Origin of the sequence: Methylocystis sp. (assembly GCF_051061285.1) — a bacterium.
In the GTDB taxonomy this organism is placed as follows: Bacteria; Pseudomonadota; Alphaproteobacteria; order Rhizobiales; family Beijerinckiaceae; genus Methylocystis.
Genome location: NZ_JBPFEA010000006.1, coordinates 184,355 through 207,701 on the forward strand (window position 1 = coordinate 184,355; position 23,347 = coordinate 207,701).

A 23,347-nucleotide genomic window follows, 5' to 3' on the forward strand; every position below is an offset into this window, starting at 1 on the left:
CCGCGAATGAATGGATTAGCAACATGCGGCGCGCGGCGCGGCGGAGGCGGCGTGCCGCTGCGCGTGATCCATGAGAAGATTTTGGACAAAGCCCAGTTTGTCTTTTACGACCGGCGAAATCACGAAGGGATAGATATCTGGCTGCCCCATCGATCGGTTGATGTTGTTCAACGCGAACGAAATGTCCAGCCAACTATCGACCATCTCATTGATGTCGGGATAGCCGTAAGGATCGAAATCGACCCGCGCCGGGGAACCGTCTTCCCGCCGCACGACGAGCCCTGCGCTGCGACCCGTTTCGAGCGTGTCGACGATATGGAGATAATGCGCGAATGTTTCCGCAAAATCTTCCCACGCATGACAGGAGGCGTAGGCGCTTATGTGCTTTTGTCGCCAGTCGGCTGGAGGCCCCTCCTCGTAATGTCTCTTGAGGGCGGCGGCATAGTCTTGCCGCTCGTCCCCAAAGAGCTCACGAAACGGCCGAAGATGTTCGGAGTGCGGCACGATGCGATCCCAATAATAGTGGCCGATCTCATGCCTGAAATGCCCGAGCAACGTACGATAGGGTTCCCCCATCTCGTCGCGCAGTTTTTCCCGAACCGGATCGTCCGCTTCCTTCAAGGCGATCGTAATCAGGCCCGAGCTATGGCCGGTCAGGACAGGCTTTTGCGATGGCTCCTCCGCCAAAAAATCGAAGATGAGCGGTTCGCCGTCGTTCGCGGACGCCGTTGGCGCAGGAAGATTCAGCCTGATCAGGCTGTAAAATAGCCGCCGTTTAGCGGCTTCGACTTTTTGCCAGTCGGCGTGGCGCTTCTCGTCCGACAAGTCGGGCACGGTTCGATTGTGCTGGCAGGCGAGGCAATATTCCGAAGGGCCGCCCTTCTCCACCATCCAATTACATCCGTGCAGCTCCCAGTTCTTGCAGAAGCGATATTCGCGGGTTCCGTCTGCGAGCGCGCGCCATCCGTCACCGACGGGTTCGACAGCGGTCATCTCGCCATGCGTCGGCAAATAGCCGAGCGCGCGCCCGCAACTTTCGCATTTGGCGTTCTCGAAAAGTATGCTTTGGCGGCAAACCTGGCATCGAAAGGCTTTCATGGAGGATCTTTTCCGAACCGCGCTTGGCGCCTTAACTGCGCTGCAGGCGGAATGTTCCTGGTCAAGCAGAGCGGTGATCGCTGGGGAGCCTCGGTCTTCCGGAGCATCCTATACCGGCGCCAGTTGAATGCGCAGCCCCTATTCACCCGCTAGGCTTATTGCCGCAATTTCGGACAAAGCCGCCATTTTGGCTGCTCTTCAGATTGACACTGCGCGGCGCGGCCCCGCTAAACTCTCAGTCGTGGCCATGCGCCAATTCGTAAGAGAATGGCGCTGAAATGAGACGCTGATTAACGTGTCGATCCAGATCGCCCTTCACCATATCACCCACTACAAATACGACCGCCCGGTCGCGCTCGGTCCGCAGATCATCCGCCTGCGCCCCGCTCCACATTGCCGCACGAAAATCTTGAGCTACTCGCTCAAAATCGTACCTTCGGAAAATTTCATAAACTGGCAGCAGGACCCCCACGGCAATTGGCTGGCGCGTCTGGTGTTCCCCGATAGCGCGAGTGAATTTAAGATTGAGGTCGACCTGCTGGCGGATCTCGCCGTCTATAATCCATTCGATTTCTTCATCGAGCCTTATGCCGAAGAATTTTCGTTCGCTTATCCCGACGAACAGAAAATTGAGCTTGCCGCCTATCTTAAACCCGAAGACGTCGGGCCTCTGACGGAAGACTTCGTCCGAAGCCTTCCGCGGCAAAAAATGCGGACAATTGATTTTCTCGTCGAACTTAATGCGCGGCTGCACCGCGATATTCGCTACGTCATCCGGATGGAGCCTGGCGTGCAGGCGCCGGAAGAGACTCTCGCGCTGGGGACGGGATCGTGCCGCGATTCCGCTTGGCTTCTCGTGCAGATCTTGCGCAAGCTCGGTCTCGCGGCGCGTTTCGTCTCCGGCTACCTCATCCAGTTAAAGGCCGATGTCGATCCTATTGAAGGCCCGAAGGGAACCGATCACGACTTCACAGATCTGCACGCCTGGGCAGAAGTTTTTCTGCCCGGCGCTGGTTGGATCGGTCTTGACGCGACGTCGGGACTGTTCTGTGGCGAAGGTCATCTGCCGCTATGCAGCGCGCCGCACTATCGCTCCGCCGCGCCTCTGTCGGGCCTCGTAGAGCCCGCCCAAGTCGAATTCGGTTTCGAGATGCGTGTCGATCGCATCAATGAGGCGCCGCGCATCACAGCGCCTTTTTCGGACGACGCATGGCGCCGGCTCGATGCGCTAGGCGAAAAGGTCGACGCCGATCTCGGCGCGCTGGACGTTCGCCTCACCATGGGCGGCGAGCCGACGTTCGTCTCGATCGACGATTTCGAATCCCCCGAGTGGAATACGGCGGCGACCGGCCCGACCAAGCGCGACCGCGCCGACGATCTTATTCGCAGGCTGCGCGAGCGCTTTGCGCCAAACGGGTTTCTGCATTACGGCCAAGGCAAATGGTATCCCGGCGAAAGCCTGCCGCGCTGGGCGTTTGGGCTTTACTGGCGCCGCGACGGCAAGCCGATTTGGTCGCAGCCGCAATTGATCGCCGATATCGCGGAACCGAAGGGCGCGACCACGGCGGAAGCGGAAGTCTTTGTGCAGGATCTGGCCGAGCGTCTCGGGGTGGGCGCCGAACATGCGTTGCCGGCCTACGAAGATCCTGCGCATTGGATGGTCAAGGAGAGCGTCCTCCCGATCAATGTCGATCCCTCCGATCCCAAGATCGACGATGCGGAGGAACGCTCGCGCATGATGCGGGTGTTCGAGCGCGGCCTGAGCAAGCCGACGGGTTTCGTCCTGCCGATTCAGCGCTGGAACGCGCGCGCCGAGTCTCAGTCGCGCTGGACCTCGGAGAAGTGGACGCTGCGACGCGGAAAGCTGTTCTTGGCGCCGGGCGATTCGCCTATCGGACTGCGGCTCCCGGTCGCGTCCTTGCCCAAGCTGCCCGAAGGCGAATATCCGTTCATCTATCCGCAGGACCCGTTTGCGCCCCGCGAGCCGCTGCCGGAACCCGGACATTTTCGCCGCATTCAAGGCGGCGGGGCGACGTTCGGCGGTCACGCGCGCCAGGACGTGCATGAACAGTCCATTGTCGAAGGGGCCGTGCGCACCGCCTTCACCATAGAACCACGAGACGGCAATCTCTGCGTGTTCATGCCGCCGGTCGAAACGCTCGAGGATTATCTCGAGCTGCTCGAGGCGGTGGAAGAGAGCGCCAAAGCGACCGGGCTGCCGCTCTATATCGAAGGCTATCCGCCGCCCGACGATCCGCGCCTCGAAGTGATCAAGGTGACGCCTGATCCTGGCGTCATCGAAGTCAATATTCACCCGGCCGCAACATGGCGGGAGGCCGTCGAAACGACGACCGCACTCTATGAGGACGCGCGGCGGGCGCGGTTGACGACGGCCAAATTCATGATCGACGGACGGCAGATCGGCTCGGGCGGCGGCAATCACGTCGTGCTTGGGGGCAAAGCGCCAGCCGACTCGCCCTTTCTGCGCCGGCCCGACCTGCTGAAGAGCCTTGTGCTTTATTGGCAGCGGCATCCCTCGCTATCCTATCTGTTCTCCGGACTATTCATCGGTCCCACCAGCCAGTCGCCCCGCGTTGACGAGGCCCGGCACGACTCGCTTTATGAGCTGGAGATCGCGCTGGCGCAGGTGCCGTCTCCCGGCGAGGGCCATGTGCCCCCGTGGCTGGTCGATCGGCTGTTCCGCAATCTGCTGGTCGATGTCGGCGGCAACACCCATCGCGCCGAAATCTGCATCGACAAGCTCTATTCGCCCGACGGACCGACCGGGCGTCTCGGGCTGGTCGAATTCCGCGCTTTCGAAATGCCTCCCGACGCCCGCATGAGTCTGGCGCAGCAGCTGTTGCTGCGCGCGCTCGTCGCCTGGTTCTGGCGGGAGCCGCAGCACGGCGATCTGGTGCGCTGGGGGACGGCGCTGCACGACAAATTCATGCTGCCGCATTTCGTATGGCAGGACTTCCTCGGCGTTATCGATGATCTGCGCCGCGCCGGCTACGCCTTCGAGCCGGAATGGTTCGAGGCGCAGCGCGAGTTCCGCTTCCCGCTCGCCGGAAGCGTCGAGCACGGCGGCGTTCATTTGGAAATCCGCGGCGCGCTCGAACCCTGGCATGTGATGGGTGAAGAAGGCGCGAACGGCGCCACCGTGCGCTACGTTGACTCATCGCTTGAGCGCCTGCAGGTCAAAGCGAAGGGTCTCGTTCCGGGCCGACACGTCATCGCCTGCAACGGACGTCGGGTCCCGATGACCGGCGTCGGAGTTCCCGGCGAGGCGGTGGCGGGCGTGCGCTTCAAGGCCTGGCAGCCGCCCTCCGGCCTGCACCCAACGCTGCCGGTCCATGCGCCATTGACCTTCGACGTCATCGACTGCTGGAGCAAGCGTTCACTGGGCGGTTGCGTATATCACGCGACGCACCCCGGGGGCCGCAATTACGACGCCTTCCCCGTCAACAGTAACGAAGCTGAAGCGCGGCGCTTGGCGCGATTTCAGGATCATGGGCACACGCCCGGGCCTGTCGATCCGCCGCGCGAGGAGCCGGGCCAAGAGTTTCCGCTGACATTGGATCTTCGGAGGAGCATTGTCCGCTGAGCGCCCCATCGAAACGGACAAGGCGTCGCAGCGCGTTGCCGCCTGGATCGCTCAATATGCGCCGATGCGCGACGCGCCGGATGAGCTTCTCGACCCAGAAGGACGGCCGCGCGCGCACTGGCTCCAATTCCTCGAATCGCTCGCCGCATTCGGCGATATCGGCCTTGAGCAACGCTTCGCCGCAGCCGGCCGCCGCATCGACGACATGGGCATTTCCTACCGGGTTCACGGAGAAACCAAGGAGCGCAGCTGGCCGTTAGGGCGTTTGCCGCTTCTGATCCCCGAATCCGAGTGGCGCGATATCGCGGCGGGCGTTGCACAACGCGCCGAACTTCTCGATCAGATCCTGCATGACGTCTACGGCGAGGCGCGCCTTGTCGCTGGGGGCGTCCTGCCGGCTGCAGCCATCACCGGGTCGCCGGACTTCATCCGACCGATGCGCGGAGTCGCGCCGCCCGGCGGACGCTGGCTTCGCTTTTACGCCGCCGATATCGGGCGCGGGCCCGATGGCGCCTGGCGGGTGCTCGGCGATCGCGCGCAGGCGCCTTCGGGAGCTGGTTACGCCTTAGAAAATCGGATGATCCTGTCGCGCGCTCTGCCGAGTCTCTATCGAGACATGAACGTCGAGCGCCTGGCGCCGTTTTTCCGAGAATTCCGTGCGAGCATTTCCGGCGCCGCGCAACGCGCCGATCCGCGCATTTGCCTGCTGACGCCTGGCCCTTGGAGCGAGACCTATTCCGAACAGGTGAATCTCGCACGCTATCTCGGCCTTACGCTGGTCGAAGGCGAAGATCTCGTCATGAGCGACGGCAAGCTGCATGTGCGCACCATCGCTGGCTTGAAGCGCGCCGATGCGATTTGGCGTCGCGTCGACGCGGACTGGTGCGATCCGCTGGAGCAGAACGCCGCGTCGCGTCTGGGCGTCGCCGGCATGTTTGAAGCCATCCGTCGCGGCGCCGTTGTCGTCGCCAACATGCCCGGCGCCGGTCTCATCGAATCGCGCGCGCTGATGAGCTTCCTGCCGGAGCTGTCTGAACGCGTGCTCGGCGAGAGCCTCAAACTTCCCAATGTCGCGACATGGTGGTGCGGACGCGAAAGCGAACGCAGTCAGGTTGTCGAGGCCTTGAGCGACTACGCGATCAGCGGGGCGTTCAACGACATGGTCCCGGGATTTGGCGAACGTCGTGAGGCGCTCGGCCATGCGCTCTCCGGCGAGGAGCGCGCGCGGCTGATCGAGGCCATAAATCAGCGCGGCGTCGACTATGTCGCTCAGGAACCGACCAACCTCTCCACGACGCCGGCCTGGGCCGACGGCAGGCTGACGCCGAGACCTTTCGCCTTGCGCGTGTTCGCGGCCGCGACGGCTGACGGTTGGACGGTGATGCCCGGCGGGTTCTGCCGAGTCTCCAACCGGCTTAATGCGCGCGCCGTGTCGATGGACGCCGGCGCGCAATCGAGCGACGTCTGGGTGTTAACGAGCCGTCCGATCGAATGGTCGACGCTGTTGCCTTCCGATGAAAATCCGCCGATCGTGCGCGCGCTCGGCAATCTGCCGAGCCGCGCCGCCGATAATCTTTTCTGGATGGGACGCTATCTCGAGCGCGCCGAAGCGACGTTGCGCGTCGTACGTTCGCTCGGCGCACGGCTGGGCGAACTCCAGCACATTGATCTGCATGGGCGCCAGTCGATCGAACGGCTTGCGCGACTGCTGATCGCCTGGGGCGCCGCGCCCGAAGACGCGCCGGACATGGACCCGACGCAGATCGCATGGGCGGCGGCCGCAAGCGCCGACAATTACGGTTCAGCGCTCTCTGTCGTGCGCTATGCAAGACGCGCTGCCTCGATCGTGCGCGAGCGTTTGTCCCAAGATGTCTGGCACCTCGTCGGACGTATCGAGACGCGTCTGACGCGCGCCGGCGCCGGCGCGATAACGGAGCCCGAGGCGCTCGAGATTGTGGAGCGTTCGCTCCATACGCTGGCGGCTTTGTCCGGACTGATCGACGAAAACTTTAATCGCGTCGCCGGCTGGAGTTTTGTTGATCTTGGTCGGAGAATCGAACGCGCCATCGGAACGTGCCGCTTTGCCCGACAGTTCGCCGGCGACGATGCGACCGTCGAGACGTTGGACGCTCTGCTGGATCTGCTCGATTCGCAGATCACCTATCGCTCCCGCTACATCGCCGGCGCCGCGCTGGCGCCCGTCCTCGACATGGCCATGCTCGACCCGTTCAATCCGCGATCCGTCCTCTTCCAGGCGATGCGTATTGACGAACATCTCGCGGCGCTGCCGAATCTGCGCGACGATGGAGTCATGGAGCCGCCGCGGCGACTCTCCGTCAAGCTGCGCGCCGAGCTCGAGTCGGAGGATGCGCGCCGCTTGGACGCGGCGATCATTCTAGCGTTTGAACAACGCCTGATGTCTCTCGCCGACAAAATCGCCGAGCGCTATTTCACGCATGGCGCCGATGGCGCCGCAAACTCTCAGCCGTCGCGGATCGCGTGATTTACGATATCGCCCATCGCACGATCTACAAATATGACGCGCCGGTCGCTTCGGCGCGCTGCGCGATGCGCCTGATCCCGCGCAACGATCGTGGCCAAACACTGCTGTCCCATCGAATTGAGCTGTCGCCATCGGCCGAAATCCTCAATGAGAGGATTGACTTTCACGGAAATCGGGTCTGCGAAGCGCGCATTCTCAAGCCCCACACGAAGCTGCAGATCGCCCTCGCGGCGCGCGTCGCCGTCGAGCGGGCGCCGCCGCCTGCTCCGGCGCTGACGCCGGCTTGGGAAATCGTGAGGAACGCCGCCTATGCGTCCGACTCGCTCGCCGCGACCTCTCCCGCCCATTACATTTATGCAAGCCGCTTTGCGCCGCTGTTCGATGCGGCGACGCATTACGCGCGCGAAAGCTTTTCGCCGGGGCGGCCGATTCTCGAAGGCGCCCTCGAATTGACGCAGCGCATTCACGCCGACTTCGCCTATGATCCGGAGGCGACGCATATTGCGACGCCGATCGCGCAGGCGTTCGAACGCCGTCGCGGCGTCTGCCAGGATTTCGCGCATATCATGATCGCGGCTTTACGCGGTCTCGGATTGGCGGCGTCCTATGTCAGCGGCTATCTTCGAACCTTTGCCGCGCCAGGCCAGGCCCGGCTGGACGGCGCCGATTCGACCCATGCGTGGATTTCTGTTTGGTGCGGGTCGGAATTTGGCTTCTTCGACCTTGATCCGACGAACGCCATTGTCGTCGGAAACGACCATATCGCCATCGCCATCGGACGCGACTATGCGGATGTTTCGCCGATCGACGGCGTGATTATCGGCGCCGGCGACCAAGATTTGGATGTCAGCGTCGACGTCAAGGAAGCGGCGATTTAGGAAGAACTCCTTTGCCGCTGTCTTTACACAAGCGCCTGTTCCTTCACCGCCATCCGTTGCGCGCGAATCCAGTCGTAGAGCGTCTGCATGCCCGCGCCGGTCTTGGCGGAGACTTCAACGATTTCAGCATCCGGATTGACGCGGAGGACGTTCTCCCTGGCCCGCTCCATCGAGAAATCGAGATGCGGCAGAAGGTCGATCTTGTTGAAGATGACGAGCTTCGCGGCGCTGAACATATGCGGATATTTGAGCGGCTTGTCTTCGCCTTCCGTGGTCGAAAAGATTACCGCCTTGGCGTGTTCGCCGAGATCGAACAGCGCCGGACAGACGAGATTGCCAACGTTTTCGATGAATAGGAGCGAACCGACGCTCGGCTTGAGTTCAGAGAGGGCGCGCGCGATCATCTCCGCGTCGAGATGGCAGCCCGTGCCGGTGTTGACCTGAACCACCGGCGCGCCCGCCGCGCGAATGCGTTCGCCGTCATTCGACGTCGCCTGATCTCCCTCGATGACGAACAGCGGCAGTTCGCCCGAAAGATCCGCAATGGCGCGCTCCAGCAGCGCCGTCTTTCCGGCGCCGGGCGAGCTGACAAGATTGAGCGCCACGATTTCGCGACCCGCGAGCCAGGCGCGGCATTTGGCGGCGATCGCGTCGTTCTTCGCGAGAATGCGCGCTTCCAGGTCGACGCGCCGGTGTGAGTGAACGTCAGCATCCGTGTGATCATGGGCGTGAGCGTGAGCATGTTCGTGATGGCTATGATCGTGCTCATGCGCATGATGATCATGTCCATCACGATGATGCTCATCATCAGCATGATGCGCGCCATGAAAATGACCATGGCCGTGGTCCCCAAGCGAATGGCCCACGCCGTCTTGCTCGGGCAGCGCCGCGATCTCCGCGCGTGCGCCGGTCTGCAAATTGGTCATCGTGGTCCCCTGCCCTTGGCAGCCGCAACTCGTGCACATTACGCAGCCTCCTCGACTTCGATGCTTTTGATGTTCAGCTCTTCGCCGCGCAGGCGCTGGAATTGACGAGAGCCGCATGGGCATGCCGAGAGCATGTCGGGTGTGGGAAACTCAGCGCCGCAAACATCACAGCGCGCCTCGGCGTCGACTTCACGGATGTCCAGCGTCGCGTCTTCAACCGGCGTGCCTCGGGCGACTTCCGGGAAACAGAAGGCGACGGCGTCCGGCTCGACGCCCGACAATTTGCCGATCTCGATCGTTACGCGGCGCACGCTGCGCCCTTCTGCGGCCTGCGACGCCAATTCGACGATGCTGCAAACGATCGAGAGTTCGTGCACGTCGGCTCCTTTCAGCAGATGCGCGGCAATTGCTCGCCGACCAGCATGTCGATGATGCGGCGGCCGCCGAAGATCGTGCGCATGGTGACGCGACCCGGTTCGCCCGCGACGACATTGCCGATTATGGCCGCCTGTCCGCCCAGCGGATGCGCCCGCATGGCTTCGAGCGCCTGTTCGGCCTCATCGGGCGGGACAATCGCGACGATCTTGCCTTCATTGGCGAGATAGAGCGGATCGAGACCGAGAATTTCACAAAAGCCACGCACCTCGTCCCGAAGCGGCGTCGCCGCCTCGTCGATGTCGATGGCGATCTGAGCGGCTTCGGCGATTTCATTGAGCACGGTCGCCACTCCGCCGCGCGTCGGATCACGAAGAAAACGCGTGTTCGGCGCCGCATTGAGCAGGCTTGCGATAAGACCCTGCAGCGGCGCGCAGTCGCTCTCGATCGGCGACTGCAACGCCATGTCGCCGCGCGCGCCAAGAATTGCCGCGCCATGATCGCCGAGCAGTCCGTTGACGAGTATGGCGTCGCCCAGTCGCGCGCGATGCGCGCCAAGCTCGACGCCGGCGGCGACGACGCCAACGCCGGTCGTGGTGATGAACATCTGGTCACAGGCGCCCTTGTTCACGACCTTGGTGTCGCCGGTGACGATCTTCACTCCGGCCTCCTGCGCCGTCGCTGCCATAGACCTGGCAATCTGACGTAGAAAATCGACAGAGACGCCCTCCTCGACGATCACCGCGCAAGAGAGATAGAGGGGAAGCGCCCCGCCCACGGCGAGATCGTTCACCGTGCCGCAGACCGCAAGCTTGCCGATGTCGCCGCCGGGGAAGACCAATGGGTCGACGACGAATGAGTCGGTCGTGAAGGCAAGTCGGTCGCCATATTGGGCGAGGTCCAGAAGATCGATGCGCGCTTGATCATCGAGCGGCGCGAGCAGCGGATTGTCGAAAGCCGCGACAAACACGTCGTCGATCAAATCCTTCATTGCCTTGCCGCCGCCGCCATGCGCCAGCGTGACGGTCGGCACATGCACTTTGCCGAGCGGACGTCGGGGCGGAAAGGAGATCATGTTCATGCGGCGCTCGCCTCGTCGTCGCGGCCCCGTTTTATGCCGCCATATTGATAATAGGCCGCGCATGCGCCCTCGGACGACACCATCAACGCGCCGAGCGGCGTCTCGGGCGTGCAGGCGCGGCCAAATACTTTACATTGCCATGGCTTGATGACGCCCTTGAGGACCTCGCCGCACTGGCAGGATTTGGGGTCGGCTATTTTGGCATTGGGCACCGCGAATTTGCGCTCGGCGTCAAAGACCGCATAGGCGTCGCGCACTTTGACGCCAGAGTGATCAATGGAGCCGAGCCCGCGCCATTCAAAGAATTCGCGCAGTTCATACACCTGCGCGACCGCCTGCAGCGCGACGGCGTTGCCTCCTGCCGGCGCGACGCGCGCATATTGATTTTCTATCTCGCAGCGTCCTTCGTCGATTTGCCTCAGCAGCATCCAGATCGACTGCAGCATGTCGAGGGGTTCGAACCCCGCGATCACCATCGGCCTCTTGTAGTAGCGCGCGATAAATTCATAGGGCGCGTCGCCGATCACCATGGAAACATGGCCAGGTCCGAGAAATCCGTCGAGGCGCAGGTCCGGACTATCGAGAATCGCCTTGATCGTCGGGACGATGGTGATGTGATTGCAGAAGATCGAAAAGTTCTTGATCCCTTCGCGCTCCGCCTGCAGCACCGTCAACGCGGTCGACGGCATGGTCGTCTCGAAGCCGATGCCGAAGAAGACGACCTCGCGATCAGGATTCTGGCGCGCAAGCGCCAGCGCGTCCATCGGCGAATAGACCATGCGCACATCACAGCCGTCGGCCTTCGCCTGCAACAGGCTCTTGCGTGAGCCCGGCACGCGCATGGCGTCGCCGAAAGTGGTGAAGATCACCTTCGGATGCTCGGCGATGGCGACGCAATCGTCGACGCGTCCCATTGGCAGCACGCAAACGGGGCAGCCGGGCCCATGCACCAACTCGATGGATTTCGGCAGCATCCCTTCAACGCCGTAGCGGAAAATCGTATGCGTGTGCCCGCCGCAGACTTCCATGATCTGCAGCGGCCGACTTTCATCACGCCCAATTCGCGCGAGCACCCGCTCAATCTCCTTGATCAGAACATCGGCCTTCGCCCGATCACGAAATTCGTCGACATATTTCATGCCGCGACATCCTTGTTCATGGCCGATCCGCGATCGTCGGCGAGCAGCGTATGAACGAGATCCCACAGTATGTGATAGGCGGCGACGTGACACTCCTGGATGCGGTGGACAGACGTCGTCGGCACGACGAGGCAGTGATCGCAGACGTGCGCGGAGGCCATCTTGCCCCCGTCGCCGCCGCTAAGACCGATCGTCGTCAGGCCCATCTCCTTCGCCTTGGCGAAGGCGGCGATGAGATTCGCCGAATTGCCGCTGGTCGAGAGGCCGACGAGCGCGTCTCCCGATCGGGCGTGAGCGATAAGCTGGCGCACGTAGATATGCTCGAACCCTACGTCGTTCCCCACGGCCGACGTCATCGCCACATCGGCGGTGAGATTTATCGCTGCAAGCGCCGGCCGGCCGGCGGTGATCGGATGGAGGAACTCGACGGCGATATGCGAGGCGTCACAACTCGAGCCGCCATTGCCCATGGTGAACATCCGGCCGCCGCGTCGATAAACGCCGGCGAGCGCCTTCGCCGCGTCGAGCAGGACCGGCGCCTGCTCGGCGAAGAATCTCACGCTTGTCTCGCGCGACTCGCGCGCTTTCTCTTCGATGGAGTGCAATAACCCCGCATCGACGGCGGCAGGATCCTGTTCCTTGCCATGTAGGAACGGATAAAGGACCTCCAGTGCGCTCTTGCTGGTCATGATCCTTATTCCTCCGCAGCGACAGCATCGGTCAGCGCTTGCATCGTCTCAAGCTCGGCTTGAAGCTCGCCGAGCTCTTGAAGCAATCTTAGCGTTTCCGCCGCCTCCGCCTCGTTGATCCGGCTCATCGCAAAACCGACATGGACAAGAACCCAATCGCCCACGCATGACTCGACAGGATGCTCTTCATCCACGATGCAGCTGATATTGATCTGACGACGCACCCCGCTCACGTCGACGGTCGCGACGAGATCGTCGGCATTGTCTATGCGAACGATGCAGCCGGGAATGCCGAGACACATGCGCCGTCCTTTCCATCTCTTGTCATGTCGGTTCTCATCAGATGCGCGGCGCCGATGGCGGCCTGACCCAGCGAGAGCCCGCCATCATTGGCGGGCGCGTCAGCATGGGTGAGCACCACGAAGCCAGCTTCGCACAAACCGTCGTAGACGCTTTCGAAAAGCAGGCGATTTTGGAAGCAGCCGCCCGACAGCGCCACCGTTTCAAATCGTCGCGCAGCCGCCAGCCGCACGGCGACTTCAGTGATCGACTGAGCCAGACCAAGGTGAAACCGGCGCGCAATGGTCTGCGCTGAAACGCCGTGCCGGAGGTCATCAAGAATTGCGCGCCACATCGGCGCCGCATCGATGTCGATGAGCTCGGACTCGGTAATCCTAAGCGCGTAGCCGCGCGCGTCGTTTGGCGCCGTCGCCGCAAGCGCCTCAAGTCGCGCCGCGGCTTCGCCCTCGTAGGCCTGACGATCGGCGCAGACGCCGAGCGCGGCGGCGACCGCATCGAACAGCCGACCGCACGAGGAGGCTAATGGCGAATTGAGGCCTTGCGCGACCATCCGGTCGATCGTGGCAAGCGGTTTGCCGTTCAAGGCGCTCCAATCGCCGGACGCAGAAGGCGTCGCATCGAACGCGCCCGCGGCCTTAAGATGCGAATAGAGGTTTCGCCACGGTTCGCGCACCGCCTGTGCGCCGCCGGGCATGGCGACCGGCTTCAAACGCGCTAGCCGCTCGTAGCCAAGATAGTCGGCGAGCAGGAACTCGCCACCCCATATCGCGCCGTCATCGCCAAAACCGAGTCCATCGAGCACGATCCCGAGCGCCGGCGGCGCATGGGGCGGTCGGCCGTTCTCAGCAAGGCAGGCGGCGACATGGGCGTGATGGTGTTGAACCTCAATCAGCGGCGCGCCGTGGTTTTCGGCCTCGGCGCGGCCGCGCTTCGACGAGAGATATTCCGGATGCCGGTCGACGACGATCGCCGACGGCGCGTGATCGAACAGGCTCCGATAGAGCGCCAGATTCTTTTTGTAATCATCTAACGTCGCCGCGTTCTCGAGATCGCCCTGATGCTGTGACAGGATCGCCTGCCCATCCTTGAGCAGACAGAATGTGGCCTTGAGCTCTCCGCCCATCGCCAACAAGTCGGGCGCATTCTCGAAGCCGCTCGGCAACCGCAGCGGCGCGGGCGCATAGCCGCGGGCGCGGCGAAGAACGCGCGATCGCCCGGCCATGACCCGCACGACCGAGTCGTCAATGCGATTGGCGATGGCGCGATCATGCGTCAATGCGAAGGAGGCGATTTCGGCAAGCTGTCGGTACGCCTCCGCGTCGTCGACGACGGCGGGTTCGTCCGAAATATTGCCGCTCGTCATCACGAGCGGATGTTCGAACTGATTCATCAATAGCAGATGCAACGGCGTCGTCGGCAACATGAAGCCGAGCATGGCAAGTCCAGGCGCGACGGCCTCGGGCAGACGCTCCTGGCCTGTTGCGCGTAGCAGCACGATCGGCGCCTTCACGCTTGTGAGTTCGCGTTCCTCGACGGCGTCGATTGCACAGTAGCGCCGCATGACATCAAGATCGCGCGCCATCAGCGCGAAGGGCTTTGCGTCACGACGCTTCAATCCCCGCAGGCGCACGACGGCCTCAGGGCTGGCCGCGTCGCACGCGAGATGATAGCCGCCGAGTCCCTTGACCGCGATGATATCGCCCCGAGCTATAAGCTCAGCGGCAAGTTTGACCGCGTCGGCGGCGCCGTCGCGCGGCTCTCCCTCCCGCCCGAAGGCAACGAGCGATGCGGTCGGACCGCAGGACGGGCAGGCTATAGCTTCTGCGTGAAAACGGCGATCATTCGGATTGCGATATTCCGCCTCACACGCCGCGCACAAGGCGAAGGGCGCCATCGTCGTCGTCGCGCGGTCGTAGGGAATGGCCTTCGCGATGCTGAGGCGCGGTCCGCAATGGGTGCAATTCGTGAACGGATAGCGATAGCGGCGTTCGTCCGGATCGCGTAGCTCCGCTGCGCATGCGCCGCAAAGCGCCGCATCGGGCGCGACCTGGGTGCGGGCGGGTCCGCCGATGCTCTCGGCGATACGGAACTCCTGTGGGAGCCGGCCGCTGTAGCGCCGCCTTTCGATGCTGTCGATATGCCCGAGCGGCGGCGGGTCTCCTTCGATTCGTCGAAGCAGCGCAGCGATCCGCGACTGGTCGCCGCTGACGCGCACCAATACGCCCTCGCCGTCGTTGAGAACCTCGCCGGCAAGCCCAAGTTCGCGCGCCATACGCCAGACAGTCGGGCGAAAGCCGACGCCCTGAACGCGGCCGCGCACCCTAAATTCGAGCGCCTGCGATGGCTCTACCGCCGCAAAACTCATGATCGCTGTCAGCCTCACATGTTGCTGATCTTGATATAGCGCCAAAGATCCTTCGCATTGATGACCAGCAATATGAGGACGATAATCCCCAGGACGATTCCTGTAATCTCCCATCCGCTCATGACGTTTCTCCCTTTGCCGATACGCGGCGCTTGTGCGAATTGCGCCGTGTTACGCCGCCATCATTCCATCGATCAGCTCTTCTACCGTCTCGGCGGCGACAGCCACCGCCGCCGTGACAGGCTCACTCAAACCCATGACGCCTTCCTCGCCGCCAAGCGTCAGGGGTTCGCAGGCGACCAGGAGCACGCGCCGGCAAGTTCCGCCGAGCGCCGACACCAGACGAAGAACTTTCGCCGGATCGAGCTCATGCGGCGAAAGCGCCAGATCCTCGGGTGTGGGGCCTCCCGCCTCGATGAGGTCGGGCTCGACCACTGAGACGACGCCCGGCGCTTGCCCCCGCTGCGCCGCGTCGACGAGAATCACGGCGTCATAGCCATCCATCAGCGCATAAGTGAGATCGATTCCGCGAATGCCGAAATCGATCACTCGAACGCCGTCCGGGAGCGTGACCTGTGAGAGCCGGCGCGCCACCTCGACTCCGAAGGCGTCATCGCCATTAAAGATGTTGCCGACGCAGGCGACGAGGATCGAGGTCATGGCCCATCTCCCGCGGCAATCGGCTCGATCTCCTCCTGACTGAAAAAGAACCGGTGTCCGGGAAAGCCCGCCGCGCCGAGATCCCGGCCCGGATCGTCAATCAACGTCACCGCGACATGGATCCGGTCCTCGAAATCGCGCTCAATCGCCTCGACGACCGCGATCTTGTCTTTAAGCGCAATATCCATGATGTCGCCGCCCGATTTTGGACGTAGCCGCACGCGGGCGCCGACACATAGACTGCGTCCGCTGTCGAGCAACGAGACGAGGCGAGGCTTCTCTTGGTCCCTGCCCATCCGCGGCGGTTCAATTTGGCTGGCCTGAGAGGGGTGATCGCGCATGACGCCATGAAGCCGCGCCATGTCCTCGGCGGTCAATGCATGCGTGCGCTCCAGAAGCGCGCGCGCACGGGCGTCGACAGACGCCATCTCGCGTTTTTCGGCGTCGGTCATCGCGAGGATTCGAAGCGTCAAAATTTCATCGATCTCAGTGCCGTCAAAGAGATCGCCGGGACTTTCCGGCGCAATCGCCGGATGATCATAGAGGATGATCGGCGAAGCGAGCATGGCGCTGTTGTCTTGTCTCCCGACCAGCACCGGAAAGGCGCCGACATTTCGGCACTGCGCCGCAGCCTCACGCAGATCGTCCGGAGGATCGAGCAACGAAACGAACGCGCCATCTTGAACGGTGAGGATTGCATGGGTTGACGCAAAGGCGCGAATTTGTGCGGCGGCGCGCTCTTCACGATCCGAGCCAGTAAGCGGCGTGACGTTCTCGATTCCTATCGTGAGCTTCCATACATCCGGCGCGAGCTTCTGTGCCTTCGCATCGATGACGCCCTGAATCTTATGCGACGTACGAATGAGAACGGCGGCTATGCAGCCGTCCTGGGCGCTCACCGGCTCGATTTCGCGCGCGCCTTCGAAGCGGAACGGCAAGACAGTCGCAACCTCTTGAATATCTGCCGGCCGCAGCGGCCCTAAGGCGATCTCCCGTTCGATCGCCTCCTCCCACGCCAGCAACTCCCGACCGTCGACGTTGAGACTCGGAACGCGCGTCAGCGCCGGTTCGCCCTCTTCCGGAAGCTCTTGCGCCGGCGTCGCCAACTGTCCGACCTCGCGCGTCATGACCTGCAAGAATCGAAAATGGACGTTGAACGCCGCTTGCTCTCCGCCCCGCAAGAGAACCTGCGTCTCCATGCGCGAGGCGTCGCCCTGCTGATCGAACGCCTTCGGAAAGACGCCCCCGATCGTCCAGCGCTGACGATTCTTTATTGACGATGGCCGATAGGGATAAAGGATGTAGCCTTCGTAAAGAACGGCGTTGGCGATCGCTTTGATGGAGTCGAGTTTCATGTCGCCTCCGCCGCGTTGGCTTCGAGTAGCGCCTGCAAGGCGCGTTCAAATGTCGGAAGTCCTTGCCGGCGCCGGTAACGGTCCAGGTCCTCAAAAGCGTCGCGATGCAGGCAGAGCCACATGCTCTGCGGATAGTAATGCTCCATCATCGCGCGCCATACGCCTAATGGCAGGCGATACGCGCATTCCTTGCTCCACGCGACCTGCTCAATCTGCAACCTGCCTTCGCTGTCGCGGTAAAAAATCGAGCCGCTGAACAGAAAATTGAGCGGAACGTCGCCCTGCTGCAGGCCATGAAAATATTTCGTCGCGGCAATATTGAAATCATAACTGCAAGGCGCCGGCAGATCGACTGTGCGCTCAGAGTCGACGGCGGGAATGGAAACGCTCGCATGCGTCCAAAGGAAACTCCGCATCGTCTCGCCCCAGCGCGACGGCTGACCGAAGAGATCGGAGAGCCGATCGTGCTCATCGCCGTCATAGCGCCGCCGCGCAGGCTGGATGCGGATCTGGCAGTTCAACATCACGTTGAGAATGGGCAGATCAGGCGTCTTGTTTACGACATGCAACGCAAACAGCAGCAGCGGCGCCGCCGAATATTTCTCGACTTTGACGTCTTCGATGCGAAAGTCGAGATCAACCATGAACCCTGTCCTTCGTCTCGACGTCGTCTTGCAGGTTCGTAAAATAGTCGCGAACAGCCTCCCAGACCTCTGCGCCGCCCGACAATCCGCGCCAGTGCCTTCGGATCAACCCGACGAGCGCATAGCAGCGATCAATCGAAACGAGATAGTATTCCCGTGCGCCATTCACTCGATTGACGAGCAACGCCTCAACGTCCGGATCAAGATGCGCCAACATCGGATTGGCGGCGATCAGTCGCGACCAGCCATCGGCGGCAAAAGGAGACTCGATCGCTCCGGCCGGACCTGGATAGATCGCCATGGGCCCCTGGGCCGGCGTGCTGCGGAACACGAAGGCGAGATCAATTGGGATGTGAAAACCCTCCCATTCGTCGTCGCTCAGATCGAAGTCGTGCAGCGCATCGGCGCGCGCGCGCAAGGCGGCAAAACGCTCTCCTCCGCCCAAGAGGAACGCACATTGGGGACAAGCGCAAAAGAACTTTCGTGTCGCGCGCTCGACCAAATGCGCGTGCCGAGACTCGATTGTCTTCGAGCAGAACTCGCAATGCTCTTCTTCGGTCGCGCGCAGGAAGCGCCGCAGCCGAGACGCCCAATTCCCCGATTCTATTCTTTCCATGCTGTCGCGCCTCTTTAGGCTCTAGGCGGCGGTTTCGGCGTAAAGGGCTGTCATGTCCATTTCGATCAAAATATCGTCGAGGTCGGGCGCGGCGTCGGTGAGAGCGTTCTCGATCTCTAGCCGCAACTGGTCGGTGGGCTCAGCAACGCCATTCCTTTGCAGCTGAACCATTGCAAAGGCTTTACCCGCGCTCATGAGACTCACATGGAGGCCGCGCGCGCTCCATTGCGGCAGCATGCGCGCGATGACATCCTGTAGACGATCCTCCACGCTCTGCGGATGTAGCCCGTGGAGGAGCAATATTGCCCGAAGGTCCCGATCCTCGACGATCTTCTCGAGTAAGGCGGCGCCATCGTTCGATGCTGCAATGATTGTGCTCAGTCGCGCGAGCGAACGCGCGTGCAAATCGAGCACGAGCGCCAGCAACTCGCGCGCCGCCTCCCGCCCCGTTTCGTCGGCGATCCCCTCAAGCGCGGCCGTCAGCTTCTCCAGCCGGGCTAGAGACTGCTCCAGCGTCTCCGTCTCGCGCGCCTCACCACTCATGGCGACGGCTTTCGCGACGCGCCGAACATGGGCGAATGCGTGGTCTTAACGGTTTTGCCGCCGCCAACATACATATGCACGCCGCATGGCAGACAAGGATCGAAACTGCGCACCGCGCGCATGATGTCGATACCCTTAAACTTGTCCGGACCGTTCTCTTCGAAGATCGGGGTATTCTGAACCGCGTCCTCGTAAGGTCCAGGCGTTCCGAAATCATCTCGCGGCGTCGCGTTCCACGGCGTCGGCGGATAGGGATGATAATTGGCGATCTTCTTGTCTTTTATGACGAGATGGTGCGACAGCACGCCGCGCACCGCCTCGTGGAAGCCACAGCCGATCGCCTCATCCGGAACCTGGAACTCCGTCCAGGTCTTTGTGCGGCCCGCCTGAATTTCTGTGAAGGCCTGTTCCAGGAAGTAATACGCCGCGGCGGCGCAGTAGGCTTGAAAATAGGTGCGCGCCCGGTCGCGTTCGATCGCGTTGCTCCACTTTGGGACCTTCCACTCGAACTCCACTGCAGGCTTGAGCGCCGTCTTGGGGAGATTAATCTTCACACTGTCGCCCGTCGCTTTGACATAGCCGTTCATGTCAACCAGACCCGCCAGCGCTGTCGAGAACAGACGCGCAAAGGCGCCGCCGCCGGTGTCAAGCGGAAGATGATCTCCGCTGCTCTTGTCGAGCCAGCGCGGACACATCACCCAGGAATAATTCTTGTCAAAATCTCGCTTCTGCGGTCTTGGAATCGTCGTCTGATTCCATGGGTGCTTTTGGTCGACCGGATTGCCCAGCGGATCCGTCTTGACGAAGGTTTCACAATTGTCCCAGTCGTCGTAGTAGGACTGCCCGCGCAATATGCGAATCTGCAAATTGATGTCGACGAGGTCGGTCGTGACAAGCTTGCCGTCGACGACAACGCCTGGAGTAACGAACATTTTTCGACCCCAGTCGGTCATGTGCTTATAATTGTAATCGCAATGGTTCGGATCCTGAAACGCGCCCCAGCAACCCAGCAGAATTCGTCGACGTCCGACTTCCTCGTAACCCGGCAGCGCTTCGTAAAAGAAGTCGAACAAATCATCGTGCAGCGGCACGCATTTTTTCATGAATTCGGCGTAGCGCACGAGGCGTGTCAGATATTCTGTAAAGAGCTGGTTCGACGGCACGGTGCCGACTCCGCCCGGATAAAGGGTGGAGGGGTGCACATGGCGCCCCTCCATCAGGCTGAACATCTCACGCGTGTATCGGCTTACAATCAATGTCTCACGATAGAATTCGCCGGAAAATGGATTGAGCGCGGTCATGATCTCGGCGATCGTGCGATATCCATGAGCGTCCGCGTTCCGCGCCGGCGTCCGTTGCGCCTTGACCCAGACGCTTGGATTAGTTTCCTTGACCATCTGCTCGCAGAAATCGACCCCGACGAGATTGTCCTGAAAGATGTTGTGGTCGAACATATACTCCGCGGCTTCGCCGAGATTGATGATCCAATCGGCGAGCGGCGGCGGCTTAATTCCGTAGGCCATATTCTGCGCATAGACAGAGCACGTCGCGTGATTGTCGCCGCAGATTCCGCAGATGCGGCTGGTGATGAAGTGGGAATCACGAGGATCTTTGCCCTTCATGAAAATGCTGTAGCCGCGAAAGATCGACGACGTGCTGTAACATTCGGCAACCAGCCGGTTGTCGAAATCAATCTTGGTAAAAATTCCCAGACTGCCGACGATTCGGGTAATCGGATCCCAATTCATCTCGACGAGATTGGGCGACGCTTTATTGGCGCGCGGAGGCGTGGCAGGACGGGTTGCCAGATCGACCATGGTCGCGGATCCCTTAATTAGAGTGGATGAGTCTTGTTCGGCCGATCGGGCTCATAACCGGTTGTGTAGGTCGGCTCCTTGTTGCGCCACTTTGGCTCCTTGTTGAGCGTGTGATTGGTGATTTTCCGCAAATTGCGGATCAGCATGCCGTAAGGCTTGATGAGAACCGATGAGATGCGGGCGCCGGGCGGTTCGTCCATGAACGGCATGAACTTGTCGGGAAAGCCCGGCATGGTGCAGCCGATGCAGATGCCGCCGACATTTGGGCACCCTCCAAGACCCGCGATCCAACCGCGCTTGGGCACGTTGCATTGAACAACCGGGCCCCAGCATCCGATCTTCACCAGGCACTTCCGCGAGCCATACTCCTGCGCGAAATCGGCCTCTTCGTAGTATGCGGCGCGGTCGCATCCCTCATGAACGGTGGGGCCAAACAGCCAGCGTGGGCGGCCGTGTCCGTCGACGGGAATCATCGGCGCCAGACCGGCGAGCTGGCGCAGCAGATAGAGGAATGTCTCCATGAAATTGTCGGGCTGGACAGGACAGCCCGGGACATTGACGATTGGCAGACCGGCTTTTGATTTCCACTCGGCGCCCAGATAATCCTGAAGGCCCATGCAGCCGGTTGGATTGCCTTTCATCGCGTGGATGCCGCCAAATGTCGCGCATGTTCCGGCGCCAATTACGGCAAGCGCCTTTGGCGCTAATCGGTCGATCCATTCAGTGGTTCTGATCGGCTGACCCGTCGCCGCATCCGTGCCAACTGCCGCCCAATAGCCATCGCCGCTGAGCTTCTCGTTCGGGATGGAGCCTTCGACCACAAGCACGAAGTTTTCAAGTTCGCCCCGCGCGCCTTGATAAAAGGCCTTCATGAAGTCATCGCCCACTTCGTAGGAGAGCACTGCATTGTGCAAGCGCACCTTCGGTAGGCCGGGGATCGCTCCGAGAATGACGTCTTCTATGCTCGGTTCGCTGGCGGCGGTGATTGAGACCGAGTCGCCGTCGCAACTCAGTCCCGCCGTAAGCCAGAGCACATCAAGCTCTTCAATTGTGGAGGAAGGCCGTTCTTGTCCTTTTGGGGCTGGATCGGAATCTGGAGCCATCGGTCAATCCTTTCACCAAAAGACGTGGCGAGGGGCGACACAAAGTTTCAACCCGGGCCAGCTTGCTCAGCTTTTGCTTGGCGACGCGCGCGCAACCATCGCCGACACGCAGCGGCGGCGGACAGGCCCGTCAGAGGCTGAAGGAAAACTCTGGAACTTGAGAAATGTTCCTAGGTGGGAACAAAATGCACAGCTCGTGCGTCCTCACGACCGTGGGAGCGAATTTCATTGTTGGACGTGATGGTTCGATCGCCTATGTCCGCTACCGCCCAATGCCTCTCGAGGAATTCGTTACTTTATCGAGACTCTCGCAGCCAAGTCGCCATTTCAGATTTCTCTCATGACTTGAGCGTATGAGATTAACGCGAACAGCACGGTTCCGCCGATGATATTGCCCGCCAGGACGGGCATTATGAAACGCCCAACCAGCGGGCCAGTCCCAAGTTCGCCCCTCAGCACAAGAAGAAAGGCCTCGACGCTCCCCGCGACGATATGGGTGAAGCCGCCGACCGCGATGAGATAGGTCAACAGGCTAATCATGTGAAATCGGGCAGTGTCGGCGTTAGGAACAAGCCAGACCATCGCCGCGATGAGGAAACCGGAAGGAATAGCCCGGAAAAACATCTCGCTTGAGCTGTTCATCAGCATCTGACGGCTGATCTCCAAGGCGCCGTCACGTAGTTCCGCCGAGAGCGCGGGCGTGAATGCAAAGAACAGAGCGGCGACGAACGCGCCGAGCATGTTCGCCGCGAAGACGACGCTCCACAGTCGAATAACGCGGCCAAGGTTCAGAGCGGTGAAGCTCTTGAACAGCGGCAACACGGCTGTAATCGTGTTCTCGGTGAAGAGCTGCTGGCGAGAGAGAATGACCAGCAAAAAGCCAGCTGGGTAGCCGGCTGCGACGACTAAAGGAGTCCAACTCTTCTCAGGAAGATGCGTTTGAAGCACCGCCTGAGCGAGAAGCGAGAAACTTATCGAAAGACCTGCCGCAACGCCGGACCACCAGAGCGAGACTGCCGGGCGCGCAAGTTCTTCTTCGCCCGTGCGACGCACCACCTCGTAGATGACGGGCGTGCGCGGCTGCGCGCGCTCCTCAATATCGATGATTTCACGCTTCGTAATGCCCTTTATGTCGCCCGAATCTGCCGGCTCGCGCGGAGCGGCGTGGCCCGGAGGCAAAGGCTCCTCTTGGGAGGTCTGCAGTTGTTGTTCGGGCAGTGGCACGTGTCGACCTTTCAACCACGTTCGCCAACATTTTCTTCCAGCATGGCAGGCGCAGTGTTGAACCGTGCAGCTGCAATCGCAGTTCCCGGCCGAAGGAAATTGAAGCCGAGAGCGCGACTGAAGCGCCCACGCAAGCGCGCTTCAGAAATGCACTGACGTTGCCTTAACTGACGCAGCGCCTCGCACTCCAGTTTGAGCCTACTTTGCTTCTGCGACGCTGATGAGATCGAAGTGACGGTTGACGCCGGCATGGATCAGGTTGCCGTTGAAGCGGGTCGAACTTGTCGCGCCGTAAGCGTAAACGCCGGTCGATTGCGCCGCGTAATTGAACCCTTGAGCGGCCCCGAGATCGTAGCGAAGATAGTCGATCTTGACGCTCCAGTCGGGCGTGAACATCCATTCAGCGCCGCCGCCCGCCGTCCAGCCG

20 protein-coding genes are annotated in these 23,347 nt (G+C 61.6%); 3 read left to right on the forward strand and 17 right to left on the reverse strand.

Annotated features, from left to right (window positions below; genetic code table 11):
• Positions 1-15 precede the first annotated feature (15 nt).
• Positions 16-1,098 carry a zinc-binding metallopeptidase family protein gene (locus ACR65T_RS01835; RefSeq protein ID WP_434494879.1) on the reverse strand — a complete coding sequence of 361 codons (1,083 nt, stop codon included), beginning with the start codon at positions 1,096-1,098 and terminating at the stop codon, positions 16-18.
• Between the two features lie 295 nt (positions 1,099-1,393).
• Between ACR65T_RS01835 and ACR65T_RS01840 the strand changes: the two genes are divergently transcribed.
• From ACR65T_RS01840 to ACR65T_RS01850, 3 genes are read left to right on the forward strand one after another with little or no spacing between them, the layout of a single operon-like run.
• Complete coding sequence (locus ACR65T_RS01840; RefSeq protein WP_434494880.1) at positions 1,394-4,702, forward strand: DUF2126 domain-containing protein; 3,309 nt, start codon at positions 1,394-1,396, stop codon at positions 4,700-4,702.
• Positions 4,692-7,205, forward strand: coding sequence for a circularly permuted type 2 ATP-grasp protein (locus tag ACR65T_RS01845; RefSeq protein ID WP_434494881.1), 2,514 nt, complete (start codon positions 4,692-4,694; stop codon positions 7,203-7,205). The genes ACR65T_RS01840 and ACR65T_RS01845 overlap by 11 nt, the downstream gene beginning before the upstream one ends.
• On the forward strand, positions 7,202-8,083 hold the full coding sequence (locus tag ACR65T_RS01850; protein WP_434494882.1) for a transglutaminase family protein: 882 nt from the start codon (positions 7,202-7,204) through the stop codon (positions 8,081-8,083). Before ACR65T_RS01845 ends, ACR65T_RS01850 begins: the two co-directional genes overlap by 4 nt.
• 23 nt (positions 8,084-8,106) lie before the next feature.
• Here ACR65T_RS01850 and hypB read toward each other — a convergent pair whose 3' ends face one another.
• From hypB to ACR65T_RS01930, 16 genes are all read right to left on the reverse strand, one after another.
• Positions 8,107-9,048 carry a hydrogenase nickel incorporation protein HypB gene (hypB, locus tag ACR65T_RS01855; protein ID WP_434494883.1) on the reverse strand — a complete coding sequence of 314 codons (942 nt, stop codon included), beginning with the start codon at positions 9,046-9,048 and terminating at the stop codon, positions 8,107-8,109.
• The gene (locus tag ACR65T_RS01860; RefSeq protein ID WP_434494884.1) at positions 9,048-9,386 is read right to left on the reverse strand and encodes a hydrogenase maturation nickel metallochaperone HypA; all 339 of its coding nucleotides are present in this window, start codon (positions 9,384-9,386) and stop codon (positions 9,048-9,050) included. Before ACR65T_RS01860 ends, hypB begins: the two co-directional genes overlap by 1 nt.
• 11 nt (positions 9,387-9,397) lie before the next feature.
• A complete protein-coding gene (gene hypE, locus ACR65T_RS01865; RefSeq protein ID WP_434494885.1) occupies positions 9,398-10,465 on the reverse strand; it encodes a hydrogenase expression/formation protein HypE in 1,068 nt (355 codons plus the stop codon).
• Positions 10,462-11,604 carry a hydrogenase formation protein HypD gene (gene hypD / locus ACR65T_RS01870; protein ID WP_434494886.1) on the reverse strand — a complete coding sequence of 381 codons (1,143 nt, stop codon included), beginning with the start codon at positions 11,602-11,604 and terminating at the stop codon, positions 10,462-10,464. Before hypD ends, hypE begins: the two co-directional genes overlap by 4 nt.
• Positions 11,601-12,293, reverse strand: a complete 693-nt coding sequence (locus ACR65T_RS01875) for a D-sedoheptulose-7-phosphate isomerase (protein ID WP_434494887.1) — start codon at positions 12,291-12,293, stop codon at positions 11,601-11,603. Before ACR65T_RS01875 ends, hypD begins: the two co-directional genes overlap by 4 nt.
• A 5-nt stretch (positions 12,294-12,298) precedes the next feature.
• A complete protein-coding gene (locus ACR65T_RS01880; protein WP_434494888.1) occupies positions 12,299-12,595 on the reverse strand; it encodes a HypC/HybG/HupF family hydrogenase formation chaperone in 297 nt (98 codons plus the stop codon).
• Positions 12,559-14,958 carry a carbamoyltransferase HypF gene (gene hypF / locus ACR65T_RS01885; protein ID WP_434494889.1) on the reverse strand — a complete coding sequence of 800 codons (2,400 nt, stop codon included), beginning with the start codon at positions 14,956-14,958 and terminating at the stop codon, positions 12,559-12,561. Before hypF ends, ACR65T_RS01880 begins: the two co-directional genes overlap by 37 nt.
• A 171-nt stretch (positions 14,959-15,129) precedes the next feature.
• Positions 15,130-15,618, reverse strand: coding sequence for a hydrogenase maturation protease (locus ACR65T_RS01890; RefSeq protein WP_434494890.1), 489 nt, complete (start codon positions 15,616-15,618; stop codon positions 15,130-15,132).
• Positions 15,615-16,973 carry a hypothetical protein gene (locus ACR65T_RS01895; RefSeq protein ID WP_434494891.1) on the reverse strand — a complete coding sequence of 453 codons (1,359 nt, stop codon included), beginning with the start codon at positions 16,971-16,973 and terminating at the stop codon, positions 15,615-15,617. Before ACR65T_RS01895 ends, ACR65T_RS01890 begins: the two co-directional genes overlap by 4 nt.
• Positions 16,970-17,617 (reverse strand): DUF6084 family protein, encoded by a 648-nt coding sequence (locus tag ACR65T_RS01900; RefSeq protein ID WP_434494892.1) that lies wholly within the window; start codon positions 17,615-17,617, stop codon positions 16,970-16,972. The genes ACR65T_RS01895 and ACR65T_RS01900 overlap by 4 nt, the downstream gene beginning before the upstream one ends.
• Positions 17,610-18,233: a DUF5947 family protein gene (locus tag ACR65T_RS01905; protein ID WP_434494893.1), complete on the reverse strand. Its 624-nt coding sequence runs from the start codon at positions 18,231-18,233 to the stop codon at positions 17,610-17,612. The genes ACR65T_RS01900 and ACR65T_RS01905 overlap by 8 nt, the downstream gene beginning before the upstream one ends.
• A 21-nt stretch (positions 18,234-18,254) precedes the next feature.
• Positions 18,255-18,776 (reverse strand): nitrogen fixation protein NifU, encoded by a 522-nt coding sequence (locus ACR65T_RS01910; RefSeq protein WP_434494894.1) that lies wholly within the window; start codon positions 18,774-18,776, stop codon positions 18,255-18,257.
• A complete protein-coding gene (locus ACR65T_RS01915) occupies positions 18,773-20,593 on the reverse strand; it encodes a nickel-dependent hydrogenase large subunit (RefSeq protein WP_434494895.1) in 1,821 nt (606 codons plus the stop codon). Before ACR65T_RS01915 ends, ACR65T_RS01910 begins: the two co-directional genes overlap by 4 nt.
• A 17-nt stretch (positions 20,594-20,610) precedes the next feature.
• The gene (locus tag ACR65T_RS01920) at positions 20,611-21,627 is read right to left on the reverse strand and encodes a hydrogenase expression protein HypE (protein ID WP_434494896.1); all 1,017 of its coding nucleotides are present in this window, start codon (positions 21,625-21,627) and stop codon (positions 20,611-20,613) included.
• A 396-nt stretch (positions 21,628-22,023) separates the two neighbouring features.
• Entirely contained in the window at positions 22,024-22,920 is an 897-nt protein-coding gene (locus ACR65T_RS01925; protein ID WP_434494897.1) for a formate/nitrite transporter family protein, read from the reverse strand.
• Between the two features lie 198 nt (positions 22,921-23,118).
• On the reverse strand, positions 23,119-23,347 hold a 229-nt coding region (locus ACR65T_RS01930), incomplete at its 5' end, for an outer membrane protein (protein ID WP_434494898.1).